Origin of the sequence: Citrobacter portucalensis, assembly GCF_002042885.1 — a bacterium.
Lineage (GTDB): Bacteria > Pseudomonadota > Gammaproteobacteria > Enterobacterales > Enterobacteriaceae > Citrobacter > Citrobacter portucalensis.
In genome coordinates this window covers 177,101-190,681 of record NZ_MVFY01000005.1, presented here as the reverse complement: position 1 = coordinate 190,681, position 13,581 = coordinate 177,101, and the positions used below count along the sequence as shown (strand labels likewise).

The following is a 13,581-nucleotide window of genomic DNA, read 5'->3' as shown; positions in this document are numbered from 1 at the left end:
GGATGTAGATAACCAGGTATGCTTGAAGCCAGAGAATTACTTTGCGAGCGAGATGACAGAATACTGTTCAGCAATCTGTCATTTCGCGTCAACGCAGGGGAATGGGTACAAATTACCGGCAGCAACGGCGCAGGGAAAACCACTCTGCTGCGGTTGCTTACCGGGCTGGCGCGTCCCGATGCAGGGGAGGTTTGCTGGCAAGAGCAGCCGCTGCATCACGTGCGGGACAGCTACCATCAGCAACTGCTGTGGATCGGACATCAGCCGGGGATAAAAACCCGGCTTTCGGCGTTGGAGAACCTGCGTTTCTTTCATCATGACGGCGACATTGCACAGTGTCTGGCTGCGCTGGCGCAGGCGGGACTTGCCGGATATGAAGATATTCCGGTGAACCAGCTCTCCGCCGGACAACAGCGGCGCGTGGCGCTGGCCCGTTTGTGGCTGACCCGCGCCCGGCTGTGGATCCTCGATGAACCCTTTACCGCCATTGATGTGAACGGCGTTGAGCGACTGACTCAGCGTATGGCGCAGCATACAGAGCAGGGCGGTATTGTTATTCTCACCACCCACCAACCGCTCAATGTCGAAACCGATAAAGTGCGACGTATTGCGCTGACCAGCGAGAGGGCAACGCAATGATGTGGCGAATCTTCCGTTTAGAACTGCGAGTTGCGTTTCGTCATAGTGCGGAAATCGCCAATCCTTTATGGTTCTTCCTGATTGTTATTACGCTGTTCCCCCTGAGCATTGGGCCGGAACCGCAGCTACTGGCACGCATTGCGCCGGGTATCATTTGGGTTGCGGCGCTGCTGGCGTCATTGCTGGCGCTGGAACGCCTGTTTCGTGATGATCTGCAGGACGGCAGCCTTGAGCAACTGATGCTGCTGCCGTTACCGCTACCGGCCGTGGTGCTGGCGAAAGTGATGGCGCACTGGGTCGTGACCGGCCTGCCGCTGTTGATTCTCTCGCCGCTAGTGGCGCTGCTGCTGGGCATGGATATGTACAGCTGGAAAATTATGGCGCTGACGTTGTTACTCGGAACGCCGACGCTGGGCTTCCTCGGTGCGCCGGGTGTGGGGCTGACGGTGGGCTTAAAGCGCGGCGGCGTGTTGTTAAGCGTGCTGGTGCTCCCGCTCACCATACCCTTACTGATTTTTGCAACCGCCGCGATGGATGCGGCTTCTATGCACTTACCGGTTGAAGGGTACATGGCAATTCTGGGCGCGTTGCTGGTCGGCAGCGCCACGTTAAGCCCGTTTGCCACAGCTGCGGCGTTACGGATAAGCGTGCAGTAACGAGAATTAGATGTGTAGGCCGGGCAAGGTGCTCTGGCACAACGGATTTTAATTTATGGAGTCTGGTGACTGAACTATGTGGAAAACACTTCATCAATTGGCGATGCCCCCTCGGCTCTATCAGATCTGTGGCTGGTTTATCCCGTGGCTGGCGATTGCCAGCGCGGTGGTACTGATAACGGGATGGGTCTGGGGCTTTGGTTTTGCGCCTGCGGACTATCAGCAGGGGCAGAGCTATCGCATTATTTATCTGCACGTTCCGGCGGCAATCTGGTCGATGGGCATTTATGCCTCGATGGCTGTTGCCGCGTTTATCGGCCTGGTCTGGCAGATGAAAATGGCCAATCTGGCGCTGGCTGCGATGGCGCCGATTGGTGCAGTGTTTACCTTTATTGCGCTGGTGACCGGCTCCGCATGGGGCAAACCGATGTGGGGAACCTGGTGGGTCTGGGATGCCCGACTCACCTCTGAACTGGTGCTGCTGTTTCTCTACGTGGGTGCCATTGCGCTGTGGCATGCCTTTGACGACCGCCGTCTGGCAGGTCGTGCCGCCGGTATTCTGGTGCTGATTGGCGTGGTCAACTTACCGATTATCCACTATTCGGTTGAGTGGTGGAATACGCTGCATCAGGGTTCTACCCGCATGCAGCAAAGCATCGATCCGGCGATGCGTACGCCGCTGCGTCTGGCGATCGTCGGCTACCTGTTACTGTTTGTCACGCTGGCGCTGATGCGCATGCGTAACCTGATTTTGATGATGGAAAAACGCCGCCCGTGGGTGAGCGAACTGATCTTAAAAAGAGGCCGCCAATGACCCCTGCATTTGCATCATGGAGTGATTTTTTCGCGATGGGCGGCTACGCCTTGTATGTCTGGCTTGCCGTAGCGATGAGCGTTATCCCGCTGGTGGTGCTGGTACTGCATTCCGCGTTACAACATCGCGCAATTTTACGCGGTGTGGCGCAGCAGCGGGCGAGAGAAGCGCGTATGCGTGCGGCGCAAGTGCAACGGGAGGCGGCGTGAATATTCGACGTAAAAATCGGTTATGGATAGCCTGTGCGGTACTGGCGGGTCTGGCATTGACCATTACGCTGGTGCTTTATGCGCTGCGTTCTAATATTGACCTGTTCTATACGCCGGGAGAGATACTCTACGGTAAGCGCGAAACGCAGCAGATGCCCGAAGTCGGTCAGCGCCTGCGCGTGGGCGGAATGGTGATGCCCGGTAGCGTAAAGCGCGATCCGCAGTCGTTGAAGGTGAATTTCAGTATCTATGACGCCGAAGGTGTGGTGGATGTCACCTACGAAGGCATTCTGCCGGATCTGTTCCGCGAAGGGCAGGGTGTCGTTGTTCAGGGCGAACTGGACGAAGGAAATCATGTGCAGGCCAAAGAGGTTCTTGCCAAACATGATGAGAATTACACCCCGCCGGAAGTCGAAAAAGCGATGCAGGAAAACCATCGTCGCCCGGAAAGTGTTTATAAGGATAAAACGTCATGATGCCTGAAATTGGCAATGCGCTGTTGTGCCTTGCGCTCGGCGTGGCGTTACTACTGTCGGTCTATCCGCTGTGGGGCGTAGCGCGCGGCGACGTGCGAATGATGGCCTCCGCGCGGCCTTTTGCCTGGGTTCTGTTTATCTGCGTGATGGGGGCGTTCCTGATTCTGGTCAACGCCTTCGTGGTTAATGACTTTACCGTCACCTACGTTGCCAGCAACTCCAATACCCAGCTTCCGGTCTGGTATCGGGTGGCAGCAACCTGGGGTGCCCATGAAGGCTCTCTGCTGCTATGGGTTTTGCTGATGAGCGGCTGGACGTTCGCCGTTGCGGCATTCAGCCAGCGTATGCCGCTGGACATCGTTGCCCGCGTGCTGGCGGTAATGGGGATGGTAAGCGTTGGCTTTCTGCTGTTTATTCTGTTTACCTCCAATCCGTTTGCCCGTACGTTGCCCAACTTCCCTATTGAAGGGCGCGACCTGAACCCGCTATTGCAGGATCCGGGACTGATTTTCCATCCGCCGTTACTGTACATGGGGTATGTCGGCTTCTCCGTGGCCTTTGCGTTTGCGATTGCCGCGCTGATGAGCGGACGACTGGACAGTACCTTCGCCCGTTTTTCGCGTCCGTGGACGCTGGCGGCGTGGGTGTTCCTGACGCTGGGTATTGTGCTCGGTTCGGCCTGGGCCTATTACGAGCTGGGCTGGGGCGGTTGGTGGTTCTGGGATCCGGTTGAGAACGCCTCGTTTATGCCATGGCTGGTGGGAACGGCGCTGATGCACTCGCTGTCGGTAACCGAACAGCGTGCCAGCTTTAAAGCCTGGACGCTGCTGCTGTCAATCTGCGCATTCTCGCTTTGCCTGTTAGGTACTTTCCTGGTGCGCTCCGGCGTGCTGGTATCGGTGCATGCCTTCGCCTCCGATCCGTCGCGCGGGATGTTTATTCTGGCCTTTATGGTATTGGTGATTGGCGGCTCCCTGCTGCTGTTTGCGGTGCGCGGTCACAAGGTCCGCTCACGGGTGAACAACGCGCTGTGGTCGCGTGAATCTCTGCTGTTGGGCAACAACGTTCTGCTGATTGCCGCCATGCTGGTGGTGCTCTTGGGCACGCTGCTGCCGCTGGTGCACAAACAGCTGGGTCTGGGCAGCATTTCGATTGGCGAACCGTTCTTCAACACCATGTTTACCTGGCTGATGGCGCCGTTCGCGCTGTTGCTGGGAATTGGGCCATTAGTGCGTTGGGGCCGTGACCGACCGCGTAAACTGAAAACGTTACTGATTATCGCGTTTGTCACCACGTTTGTTCTGTCGCTGCTGCTGCCGTGGCTGTTTGAGGATCGCATTGCCGCTATGACGGTGGTAGGGCTGGCGATGGCATGCTGGATATTCGTGCTGGCGATATCCGAAGCGTTCCTGCGTGTTTCCCGCGGAACGAAGTTAACACCAAGCTATTGGGGCATGGTGTCGGGCCACGTTGGGCTGGCGATTACTATTGTCGGTATTGCCTTCAGCCAGAACTACAGCGTTGAACGCGATGTCCGCATGAAAGCGGGTGATAGCGTCAGTATCCATAACTATCAGTTCACGTTCCGCGAAGTGAAAGATATTACCGGACCTAACTACCGGGGTGGTGTCGCCATTATTGGCGTTACCCGAGATGGTAAACCGGAAGCCACGCTGCATGCGGAAAAACGCTTCTATAACAGCACCAGTTCGATGATGACCGAAGCGGCAATTGACGGCGGATTCACGCGCGATCTGTACGCCGCGCTGGGTGAAGAACTGGATAACGGCGCATGGGCTGTGCGTCTGTACTACAAACCGTTTATTCGCTGGATTTGGGCCGGAGGATTGCTGATGGCGCTGGGCGGATTGTTCTGCCTGTTTGATCCACGCTATCGTCAGCGCACGCGTCCTCGCGCAGCGGTGCAAAAAAATGCGTCGGAGGCTGTATGAAGCGCAACGCACTGTTAATTCCGTTTATTATTTTTCTGATCATTGCTGCGGCGCTGCTGTGGCAGCTGGCGCGTAACGCTCAGGGGGACGATCCCACGAATCTGGAATCGGCGCTGATCGGCAAACCCGTTCCGACATTCCGCCTGGAGTCGCTGGAAAATCCGGGTCAGCATTATCAGGCCGATGTGCTGACCCAGGGCAAACCGGTACTGCTGAACGTCTGGGCGACCTGGTGTCCGACCTGTCGCGCCGAACATCAGTATCTGAACCAGCTGTCTGCGCAAGGCGTGCGGGTGGTGGGTCTGAACTATAAAGACGATCGTCAGAAAGCCATTGTCTGGCTGAAAGAGCTGGGAAATCCTTACTCATTAAGCCTGTTTGACGGCGACGGTATGCTCGGTCTGGATCTTGGCGTGTACGGCGCGCCGGAAACGTTCCTGATCGACGGTAAAGGTATTATTCGCTATCGCCATGCTGGTGATTTGAATGCCAGGGTGTGGGAGAGCGAGATCAAACCGTTGTGGGATAAGTACAGTAAGGAGGCTGCGCAATGAGATTTTTACTGGGCCTGCTGATGCTGGTTATCTCGGGATCTGCGCTGGCGACCATCGATGTGATGCAGTTTAAGGATGAAGCGCAGGAGCAGCAGTTCCGTCAGCTTACCGAACAGCTGCGCTGTCCTAAATGTCAGAACAACAGTATCGCCGATTCTAACTCGATGATTGCCACCGACCTGCGCCAGAAAGTGTACGAACTGATGCAGGAAGGGAAAAGCCAGAAAGAAATTGTCGACTACATGGTGGCGCGCTACGGCAACTTCGTCACCTACGATCCGCCGTTGACGCCGCTTACAGTGCTTTTGTGGGTGATGCCGGTGGTAGCGATTGGTCTGGGCGGCTGGATTATTTTTGCCCGTACTCGCCGACGCGTCCGGGTGAAGCTGGAAGAGTTTCCTGACGACGTTATCCCGGATGGCAAACGCGGTGGATTTGGGTTGTTTGTACCCGGCATCGTGGTGGCGCTGATCGTTGGCGCGGTGAGCTATTATGAAACCGGCAGCTATAAGCAGGTTCAGGTCTGGCAGCAGGCCACCGCTCAGGCTCCGGCGCTGCTGGAACGCGCGTTGGATCCGAAAGCTGACCCGCTCAATGAAGAGGATATGACACGTCTGGCGCTGGGGCTGCGTACGCGTTTACAAGCCGATCCTACAAACGTTGAAGGTTGGATCATGCTTGGGCGTATTGGCATGGTACTCGGTAACGCCAGTACGGCCACTGAAGCCTATGCCAATGCCTATCGACTGGATCCTAAAAACAGCGATGCGGCGCTGGGTTATGCGGAAGCACTGACCCGTTCATCCGATCCTGACGATAACCGCCGGGGAGGGGAGCTGTTACGCCAGCTGGTGCGCGGCGAGCATGCCAACGTGCGGGTTCTCAGCATGTACGCGTTTAACGCTTTTGAACAGCAGCGCTTCGGCGAGGCGGTTGCGGCGTGGGAGATGATGCTGAAATTATTACCGGCCAATGATACCCGTCGGGCGGTGATAGAACGCAGCATTAAGCAGGCGATGGAGCAACTAACGCCGCAGGAGAAGTAAGAGTCCAGATTGCCCGAAGGTGTGCAGCTTTCGGGCCTGTGCGAGCTTTGTAGGCCGGATAAGACGCTACTGCGTCGCCATCCGGCATCTCATTGATTACTGCATGCCGCGCGTTTGCAAAAACAGGATGGTGGCAGCAACGCGAGAACGCACGTTGAGTTTGCGTAGCAGGTTACGAATATGCACCTTCACCGTCTGTTCGGAAATATTCAGCACTGATGCAATCTGTTTGTTCGACAGTCCCTGAGCAAGTTCATGCAATACATCCAGCTCGCGTTCGGTGAGAATGCTGAATGGATCTTCCTGCGCACCAAACAGGTCACGTTCGCGCAGATATTCGCTAACGCGAGCGCTAAACGCTTTACCACCTTTGGCACCGTTACGAATGGCTTCCAGCAAGACTTCAGGATCGCTATCTTTCAGTAAATAACCATCCGCGCCGGCATCAATTAAGGCGTACACATCGCTGGCGGCATCCGATACGGTAAGAATAATAATTTGCGCGGTGACGCCGTCCCGACGCAGCGCATTCAGGGTGTCCAGCCCGCTCATACCTTTCATATTGAGATCCAGCAGGATCACATCAAGGTCCAGACGGTTTGCCAGATCGATAGCACTTGCGCCGTCGCCAGCTTCAGCGACTACGTCAAATGCGGGATCCAGTTGCAATAATTGACTAATTCCCCGCCGCATGAGTGGGTGGTCGTCGACAATCAGCACCCGAAAAGGCGTTACTTCAGGCATACTATTCTCCTGAGCTTTTATTAGTATCATTATTGTTTTCAGCGCATCAATCGTCCAGATTCATCGCGCTGATGAGAGGATGAATTTTACCCCAATTTGTGCATGGGTAAGTAGTAAAACCTGTGCTGAAGGCTGCTGTAAAACTCAGGAATGCGGAATCGCAGACATAAAAAAACCAACCACAAGGGTTGGTTTTTTTAGGGATTTTTGGTCGGCACGAGAGGATTTGAACCTCCGACCCCCGACACCCCATGACGGTGCGCTACCAGGCTGCGCTACGTGCCGACGCTATGGCTGCTAATACTACTGCTTTCCGCTACGAATGCAAGAGGATGCCTCACTAATTGATTTATAATTAATCAGTTAGCAATAAATCGTTTCTCATCCGTCAGAACCTGTAGCAGCAGGCTGAGCTGCGGTTTCTGATCTTTTATTTTCTCGCCACGTAAATCATAGGTCTGATAATTTCCGTTGTTGTTCAGCACCAGCGTCATCTCTGGCGTAGTCACTGCCATCGTGCTGCCGTCGGCGGCGGTCACCCAGTAATGGCGACGTGTAGCATTGAACAAATCCTGCCCCTGCGAATATTCGTTAGCCGGCGTGCTGACATGCAGCAGGCGCTGCATCAGCGTCGTCATCAGGTCTGTATGATCGGTCAGACTATTGATGCGCTGGGCAGGCGTTCCCGGCCAGTGAATCACCAGAGGAACCTGCAGATGACCGCGCGACCAGGCAAAGTTGTTCTCTTCCTGCGTCAGCGGCACACCGCGGCCAGCGGTAATAATCACCACCGTGTTGTCCAGTTTACCCGAGTCGCGCAGGGCGCTAAGAACACGGTTAATATTGGCATCCACATCCTGAGCGGCGCTGGCGTAGCGTTTGGCAAAGTTCTTCTGGTTGCTGTCATCAAGGTTTGTCCCATTAAAGGAGACCCAGGAGAACCAGCGATTATCTTCCTGCGCGTAGCGTCCCAGCCAGTTAATCCATTGGCTTGCGGTTTGCTCATCAGATTGCGTTTGCACGCTCGGCATGGAGAAGTCTGACAGCAGCGCCTGGCGATAAAGCGGGCTGGTAAAGCCATCCGAGGAGAATAGCCCTAACTGATAACCCTGCTGGTTCAGTGCAGAGATCAGCGCCGCAGGCGTTCGGGTCGACAAAATCCCGTCCATGTAGCTTGGCGATACACCATAGAACAGGCCAAAGATCCCGTTATCCGTGGTGTTGCCTGAGCTCATGTGACGCGTAAAGGAGATATTCTGCCCGGCGAACTCAGCCAGCGCAGGCATCTGTTTTTCAAAGCGTGAGTAGTTCAGGCCGTCTACGGTGATCAGCAGAACGTTCTGGCCGGTGCCCAGATCGCGATAGTGCAGTTCGCTGAGCGGGTACTGCACGGAAACCGCTTCCGGATTACCCTGTTCGATCAGGCGACGCTGATACTCTTGCGCATCCAGCAGGCCATGTTTTTCCAGAAACTTACGCGCCGTCATCGGGTAGGAGAGCGGCAGGTTTGCGCGCTGCATGGTAATCGGGCGATAGAAATTGGCATCTGCCCAGATATACACCACATGCGAGGCGATAAAAGAAACGAAGAAGAATGCCGCTAACGGTTTGGCGAAATGGCGACGACGCGTCAGGCTGCGCAGCTTTTGCCAGCTCCAGGTCGCAAACAACATTTCTATTAGCAGGATAACCGGCACGCTGATAAACAACAGTTGCCAGTCACGCGCCGCTTCGTTCTGGTCAGGATTAATGACCAGTTCCCAGACGATCGGGTTAAGGTGCAGGTGGAAGCGGGTGAAAACTTCGCTGTCGATTAACAACAGCGTCATGCCAGCCGTCGCCAGAATAGCTGATAAGAATCGCATCAGCCTCTGGGACATGACGATAAACGTCAGGGGAAACAGGACTAGCAGATAGGTGGCAAACACCAGAAAGCTAAAATGCCCGACAACGCTCAGGTAGGAATAAACACGACCTGCAAGGGTTGTCGGCCAGTCGGCGACAAACAGGTAACGGCTACCGAGAACCATGGCCAACAGAATGTTGAACAAGGCAAACCAGTGCCCCCAGCTAACCATCTGGGAGACTTTCTCACGGTAGCGCTGACGATGAGTTACCATAAACTGTTGTTCGTTTCCCCGGAGCAGGCTCTTAATGCGCTTGGTCGTCGTTTACCGAAGACTGCAATGCGCGGGCAAAAGAGTTGGCAATCGCCTGGCGCTGGGCCGGTGCGATGCTTGTATTGATAAGGTTAGTCACCATGTTTCCCAGAACCATCAGGGAAAGGTCGGTCGGCGCCTTATGTTTTTCCAGTACGTTGAGCATCTCATTCAGCAGTTGTTCAACGTGTTCGTCACTATAGCGGGAAATTTGTGGCATAAATCGAAATCAGTCTGTTCATGAAAGGGCAACATATTACCGTACAGACAGTTTTTTTTCTGCTTTTTTATCTTCTATTGCGTCACTGCCCGGCAGGTGGTTGAATACCGCCCGGTCTAAAAGGAGAGTTTATCATGAGTCTGGATATCAACCAGATTGCCCTGCACCAGCTTATCAAACGTGACGAGCAGAACCTTGAGCTGGTCTTGCGCGATTCATTACTGGAACCGACAGCGACGGTTGTCGATATGATGGCTGAGTTGCATCGGGTGTATAGCGCCAAGAATAAAGCCTATGGCCTGTTTAGCGAAGAGAGTGAACTGGCGCAAACGCTGCGTTTACAGCGTCAGGGCGAAGAGGATTTTCTGGCATTTAGTCGTGCCGCGACCGGACGCTTGCGGGACGAGCTGGCGAAATATCCTTTTGCCGACGGCGGCATTGTCCTGTTCTGCCATTACCGCTATCTGGCGGTAGAGTATCTGCTGGTCGCCGTGCTGAACAATTTAAGCAGCATGCGCGTCAATGAAAATCTGGATATCAACCCGACGCACTATCTGGATATCAATCATGCGGACATCGTGGCGCGTATTGATTTAACCGAGTGGGAAACCAATCCGGAGTCCACACGCTATCTGACGTTCCTGAAAGGGCGGGTAGGGCGCAAAGTCGCCGATTTCTTTATGGATTTCCTCGGTGCCAGCGAAGGTCTGAACGCCAAAGCGCAAAACCGTGGCCTGCTGCAGGCGCTCGATGACTTTACCAATGAGGCTCAACTCGATAAAGCCGAACGCCAGAACGTGCGTCAGCAGGTGTACAGCTACTGTAACGAGCAGCTGCAGGCTGGTGAAGAGATCGAACTGGAGTCGCTGTCTAAAGAGCTTTCCGGCGTCAGTGAAGTCAGCTTCAGCGAATTTACCGCTGATAAAGGCTACGAGCTGGAAGAGAGCTTCCCTGCGGATCGCAGTACGCTGCGTCAGTTAACCAAATTTGCCGGCAGCGGCGGTGGGTTAACCATTAACTTCGACGCTATGTTACTGGGTGAACGTATTTTCTGGGATCCGGCGACGGACACCTTAACCATCAAAGGTACGCCGCCGAACCTGCGCGATCAGCTCCAGCGTCGCACGTCGGGCGGGAAATAAGGGCATACTACATAAAAGGACGCAGTAGTGAGTAAAGGAATACGTCAGAAGCCGTCTGTTAATTTCAGTTTATTTCGGCAGGTTTTGTACGCGCACATTGTAACATTTTTGATGATGTTGATGCTTGGTATTGTGTTCACAGTTCTCTCGTTGGTACTGTTTTATACTCATGGTGCCAACTGGTTACTGAGTTTGTTCATATGCCCACTGTTCTTATTTACTGGTTTATTTATTACTGGATTTGCTTTTAAATCAACCTATTCCAGCATGAGTTACTATTACGATAAGGGGCAGTTGAAACGGTATGGACTCAATCTTGATGCTACTTTGACACGTAAAGAGAAGGTGGAAATAAGCATCGATAATGCAAAGCGTCGAGTGCGTGTAGATGAACTGGAACTCCATGTCTTTTTTGATTTTCAGTTTGATAGCAAGAGATGGAGCGGCGGCGACTTACTTACCAATGAAAAGGTATTTGATGCGTTGAATGAAGGGCAAACTATACCAATACGAATTTTGCCGTGGAAACCGGAAAGTGCCAGCGTTCGTCAACGGGCATTATTCAATCGGCTTAAAGGTATGATTACAGCAGCGGAAACTACAGATCCTCGATTAGGGGAGGCGTTAATTGAATTTGACGAGATTTAAGAAAGCGGAAAAGCAAAGTGGGTTCTCGTTGCTCTTAATGTCGTCAAACTAAATTAAACGCATAAAAAAACCCCGCCGAGGCGGGGTTTTCTTCAACTTCCAGGCGATTACGCGCGAACGAAGTCGATGTGGGACAGCTTCGGCTTGAACGGGTGACGCTGTACAGCCTGAGCTTTAACTTTAACTTCTTTACCGTCAACAACGATGGTCAGAACTTCGCTGTAGAATTCAGCTTTAGCTTGCATGTTCATAACTGCATCGTGATCCAGTTCGATAGCAATCGGGGCTTCTGCGCCACCGTAGATGATTGCCGGGAACTTGTTAGCGGCACGCAGGCGGCGGCTCGCACCCTTACCCTGCTCTTTACGTACTTCAGCGTTGATAGTAAACATTTAAATCTCTCTTTAATAATTCCTGCTACAGGCGACCCAGCAACAGGTAAGTGATCTGCTTTGCGTATGCAAAAGCGGGCGAGATTCTATACTCAAACGGCTGGTACATCAATCAAAAGTACGATTAACCGCGTAATTCATGTGCCCGACGAAAGCGTCCTTCATAATCGAAGACCTTTTCACGGACCTGCCAGTACTGACCTTTCATGCGCGCCACCACGAAATCAGGATGCCGTAACAACGCCTGCTGATTGAGGATATCGGCGGCGGTTATCCAGCGTAAGGGTATACCGGGTGTTCGGGTGTGCGGGCGAATAAACAGTTGTTCGAAGGCCGTACGCTGCGCGGGAGTGTGCAGGCGAAAGCGTTCGCTGACGTCAGCGCCATCTTCATCGTAATAGGTGATTTTCAGCCATTCGCCTTTATCATCCTGCCCGTTTTGTAACACCATACCACTACAGCGCAGGACCAGCGCATCTTTGAGCCTGAGCGCGGCTTTCAGCATGTCATCCGGGTCAACCAGCACCGTGTCGCACTCCCGACAACGGCGGGCAGCAATGTCATTTTCCGCGTTGCACTGTGGACAGTTTTTAAAACGGAAACGAAAATCGCACTGTTCGCGATGGCCGTCATCATCTTCAAACCATCCCTGGCAGCGGCGGCCAAAATGTTCAATCAGCGTGCCGTCTGCCGTGGTTTTGCCCCAGAAGGTGTTTGCAAATCCGCAGGCAGGACAGAACACCTGTACCGGAACGTTGTCGCTTTTCCCTTTCGGTGCACCCACTTCCGGTGCGTACAGATCGTGCGGGTTGCCGGCATAATCGAGGATCAGACAGTCGGTTTTACCCGGTGCAAGGCGCAACCCACGACCGACAATTTGTTGGTAAAGGCTAACTGATTCCGTCGGGCGCAGAATGGCGATAAGGTCAACGTGCGGGGCATCAAAGCCGGTGGTCAGGACCGACACATTCACCAGATAGCGAAAGCGCTGGGCTTTGAACTCTTCAATCAGCACGTCGCGCTCAGCGCCTGGCGTATCCCCAGTGATTAGCGCGGCGTCGTCAGCGGGCAGCAGGCCCAGAATTTCTTTGGCGTGCTCAACGGTGGCGGCGAAAATCATCACCCCTTTGCGGGTTTGGGCAAACTCGACAATCTGGCTGATGATATGCGGCGTTATTCGTTGCTGCTTTTTCAGCTCCTGATTCAGATCCGCTTCGCTAAACAGGCCGTTACTCTGCGCCTGCAGGCGGCTAAAGTCATACTGCACGACCGGCATGTCGAGGCGTTCTGGCGGCGTCAGGTAGCCGTGTTTAATCATGTAGCGCAGCGGTAATTCATAAATGCAGTCGCGAAACAGCGCTTTTTCATCGCCGCGCACCATACCATGATAATGAAAATGATAAATCCAGCCCTTGCCCAAACGAAAAGGCGTGGCGGTAAGCCCGAGCAGACGTAAGTGGGGATTTACTTTAGTCAGGTGAGTGAGGATTTGCTGATACTGACTCTCTTCATCATCGCCAATACGATGGCATTCATCGACGATCAGCAGTGAGAATTCTCCCTGAAAGGCGTCCAGATTACGCGCTACCGACTGTACGCTGCCAAAGACCACTTTCCCGTGGCTCTCTTTACGCTTCAGGCCTGCGGCAAAAATATCGGCTTCCAGCCCCAGCGCACAATATTTGGCATGGTTTTGTGCGACCAGTTCTTTGACGTGCGCCAGTACCAGTACGCGACCACGTGCCACGCGGGCCAGTTCTGCAATCACCAGACTTTTGCCCGCGCCGGTTGGCAGGACGATAACCGCCGGGGTGCGGTGGTGGCGAAAATGGTTGAGCGTGGCGTCCACGGCTTCTTTTTGGTACGGGCGAAGAGTAAAAATCATGAGCTCATTAAGGTAAACAGCAACAATGTATAGTATGCCATGAAT

15 protein-coding genes and 1 tRNA gene are annotated in these 13,581 nt (G+C 53.9%); 10 read left to right on the top strand and 6 right to left on the bottom strand.

The features are described 5' to 3' along the window. Positions 1-18 precede the first annotated feature (18 nt). From ccmA to BZK40_RS09600, 8 genes are all read left to right on the top strand, one after another. Positions 19-639, top strand: coding sequence for a cytochrome c biogenesis heme-transporting ATPase CcmA (gene ccmA, locus BZK40_RS09635; protein ID WP_008785298.1), 621 nt, complete (start codon positions 19-21; stop codon positions 637-639). Next, on the top strand, positions 636-1,295 hold the full coding sequence (gene ccmB / locus BZK40_RS09630) for a heme exporter protein CcmB (RefSeq protein WP_048215891.1): 660 nt from the start codon (positions 636-638) through the stop codon (positions 1,293-1,295). Before ccmA ends, ccmB begins: the two co-directional genes overlap by 4 nt. 76 nt (positions 1,296-1,371) lie before the next feature. Next, on the top strand, positions 1,372-2,109 hold the full coding sequence (locus BZK40_RS09625) for a heme ABC transporter permease (protein WP_003027538.1): 738 nt from the start codon (positions 1,372-1,374) through the stop codon (positions 2,107-2,109). Next, positions 2,106-2,318 carry a heme exporter protein CcmD gene (ccmD, locus tag BZK40_RS09620; RefSeq protein ID WP_020996676.1) on the top strand — a complete coding sequence of 71 codons (213 nt, stop codon included), beginning with the start codon at positions 2,106-2,108 and terminating at the stop codon, positions 2,316-2,318. Before BZK40_RS09625 ends, ccmD begins: the two co-directional genes overlap by 4 nt. Next, complete coding sequence (gene ccmE / locus BZK40_RS09615; RefSeq protein ID WP_003834619.1) at positions 2,315-2,794, top strand: cytochrome c maturation protein CcmE; 480 nt, start codon at positions 2,315-2,317, stop codon at positions 2,792-2,794. Before ccmD ends, ccmE begins: the two co-directional genes overlap by 4 nt. Next, positions 2,791-4,746, top strand: a complete 1,956-nt coding sequence (locus BZK40_RS09610) for a heme lyase CcmF/NrfE family subunit (protein WP_079934554.1) — start codon at positions 2,791-2,793, stop codon at positions 4,744-4,746. Before ccmE ends, BZK40_RS09610 begins: the two co-directional genes overlap by 4 nt. Next, entirely contained in the window at positions 4,743-5,300 is a 558-nt protein-coding gene (gene dsbE / locus BZK40_RS09605) for a thiol:disulfide interchange protein DsbE (RefSeq protein ID WP_003834613.1), read from the top strand. The genes BZK40_RS09610 and dsbE overlap by 4 nt, the downstream gene beginning before the upstream one ends. Beyond that, positions 5,297-6,346 carry a cytochrome c-type biogenesis protein CcmH gene (locus BZK40_RS09600; protein WP_032944027.1) on the top strand — a complete coding sequence of 350 codons (1,050 nt, stop codon included), beginning with the start codon at positions 5,297-5,299 and terminating at the stop codon, positions 6,344-6,346. Before dsbE ends, BZK40_RS09600 begins: the two co-directional genes overlap by 4 nt. 96 nt (positions 6,347-6,442) lie before the next feature. On the opposite strand, the gene narP is transcribed toward BZK40_RS09600, so the two are convergent. The 4 genes from narP to BZK40_RS09580 all read right to left on the bottom strand — a co-directional run bounded on the left by narP (position 6,443) and on the right by BZK40_RS09580 (position 9,469). Further along, positions 6,443-7,090, bottom strand: a complete 648-nt coding sequence (narP, locus tag BZK40_RS09595) for a nitrate/nitrite response regulator protein NarP (RefSeq protein ID WP_003834605.1) — start codon at positions 7,088-7,090, stop codon at positions 6,443-6,445. 208 nt (positions 7,091-7,298) lie between these two features. Then, positions 7,299-7,375, bottom strand: a tRNA-Pro gene (locus BZK40_RS09590). Between the two features lie 74 nt (positions 7,376-7,449). Further along, complete coding sequence (yejM, locus tag BZK40_RS09585; RefSeq protein ID WP_079934553.1) at positions 7,450-9,210, bottom strand: LPS biosynthesis-modulating metalloenzyme YejM; 1,761 nt, start codon at positions 9,208-9,210, stop codon at positions 7,450-7,452. 31 nt (positions 9,211-9,241) lie between these two features. Continuing rightward, positions 9,242-9,469, bottom strand: coding sequence for a YejL family protein (locus BZK40_RS09580; protein WP_003027506.1), 228 nt, complete (start codon positions 9,467-9,469; stop codon positions 9,242-9,244). 134 nt (positions 9,470-9,603) lie between these two features. On the opposite strand from BZK40_RS09580, the gene yejK reads away from it, so the two are divergent. After that, complete coding sequence (gene yejK / locus BZK40_RS09575; RefSeq protein ID WP_048234884.1) at positions 9,604-10,611, top strand: nucleoid-associated protein YejK; 1,008 nt, start codon at positions 9,604-9,606, stop codon at positions 10,609-10,611. A 27-nt stretch (positions 10,612-10,638) separates the two neighbouring features. After that, a complete protein-coding gene (locus BZK40_RS09570; protein ID WP_048224653.1) occupies positions 10,639-11,259 on the top strand; it encodes a hypothetical protein in 621 nt (206 codons plus the stop codon). 107 nt (positions 11,260-11,366) lie between these two features. Here BZK40_RS09570 and rplY read toward each other — a convergent pair whose 3' ends face one another. Together rplY and radD are read right to left on the bottom strand one after the other, a co-directional pair. Next, a complete protein-coding gene (gene rplY / locus BZK40_RS09565) occupies positions 11,367-11,651 on the bottom strand; it encodes a 50S ribosomal protein L25 (RefSeq protein ID WP_003027502.1) in 285 nt (94 codons plus the stop codon). A 124-nt stretch (positions 11,652-11,775) separates the two neighbouring features. Further along, positions 11,776-13,536, bottom strand: a complete 1,761-nt coding sequence (gene radD, locus BZK40_RS09560) for a DNA repair helicase RadD (RefSeq protein WP_079934598.1) — start codon at positions 13,534-13,536, stop codon at positions 11,776-11,778. Positions 13,537-13,581 lie beyond the last annotated feature (45 nt).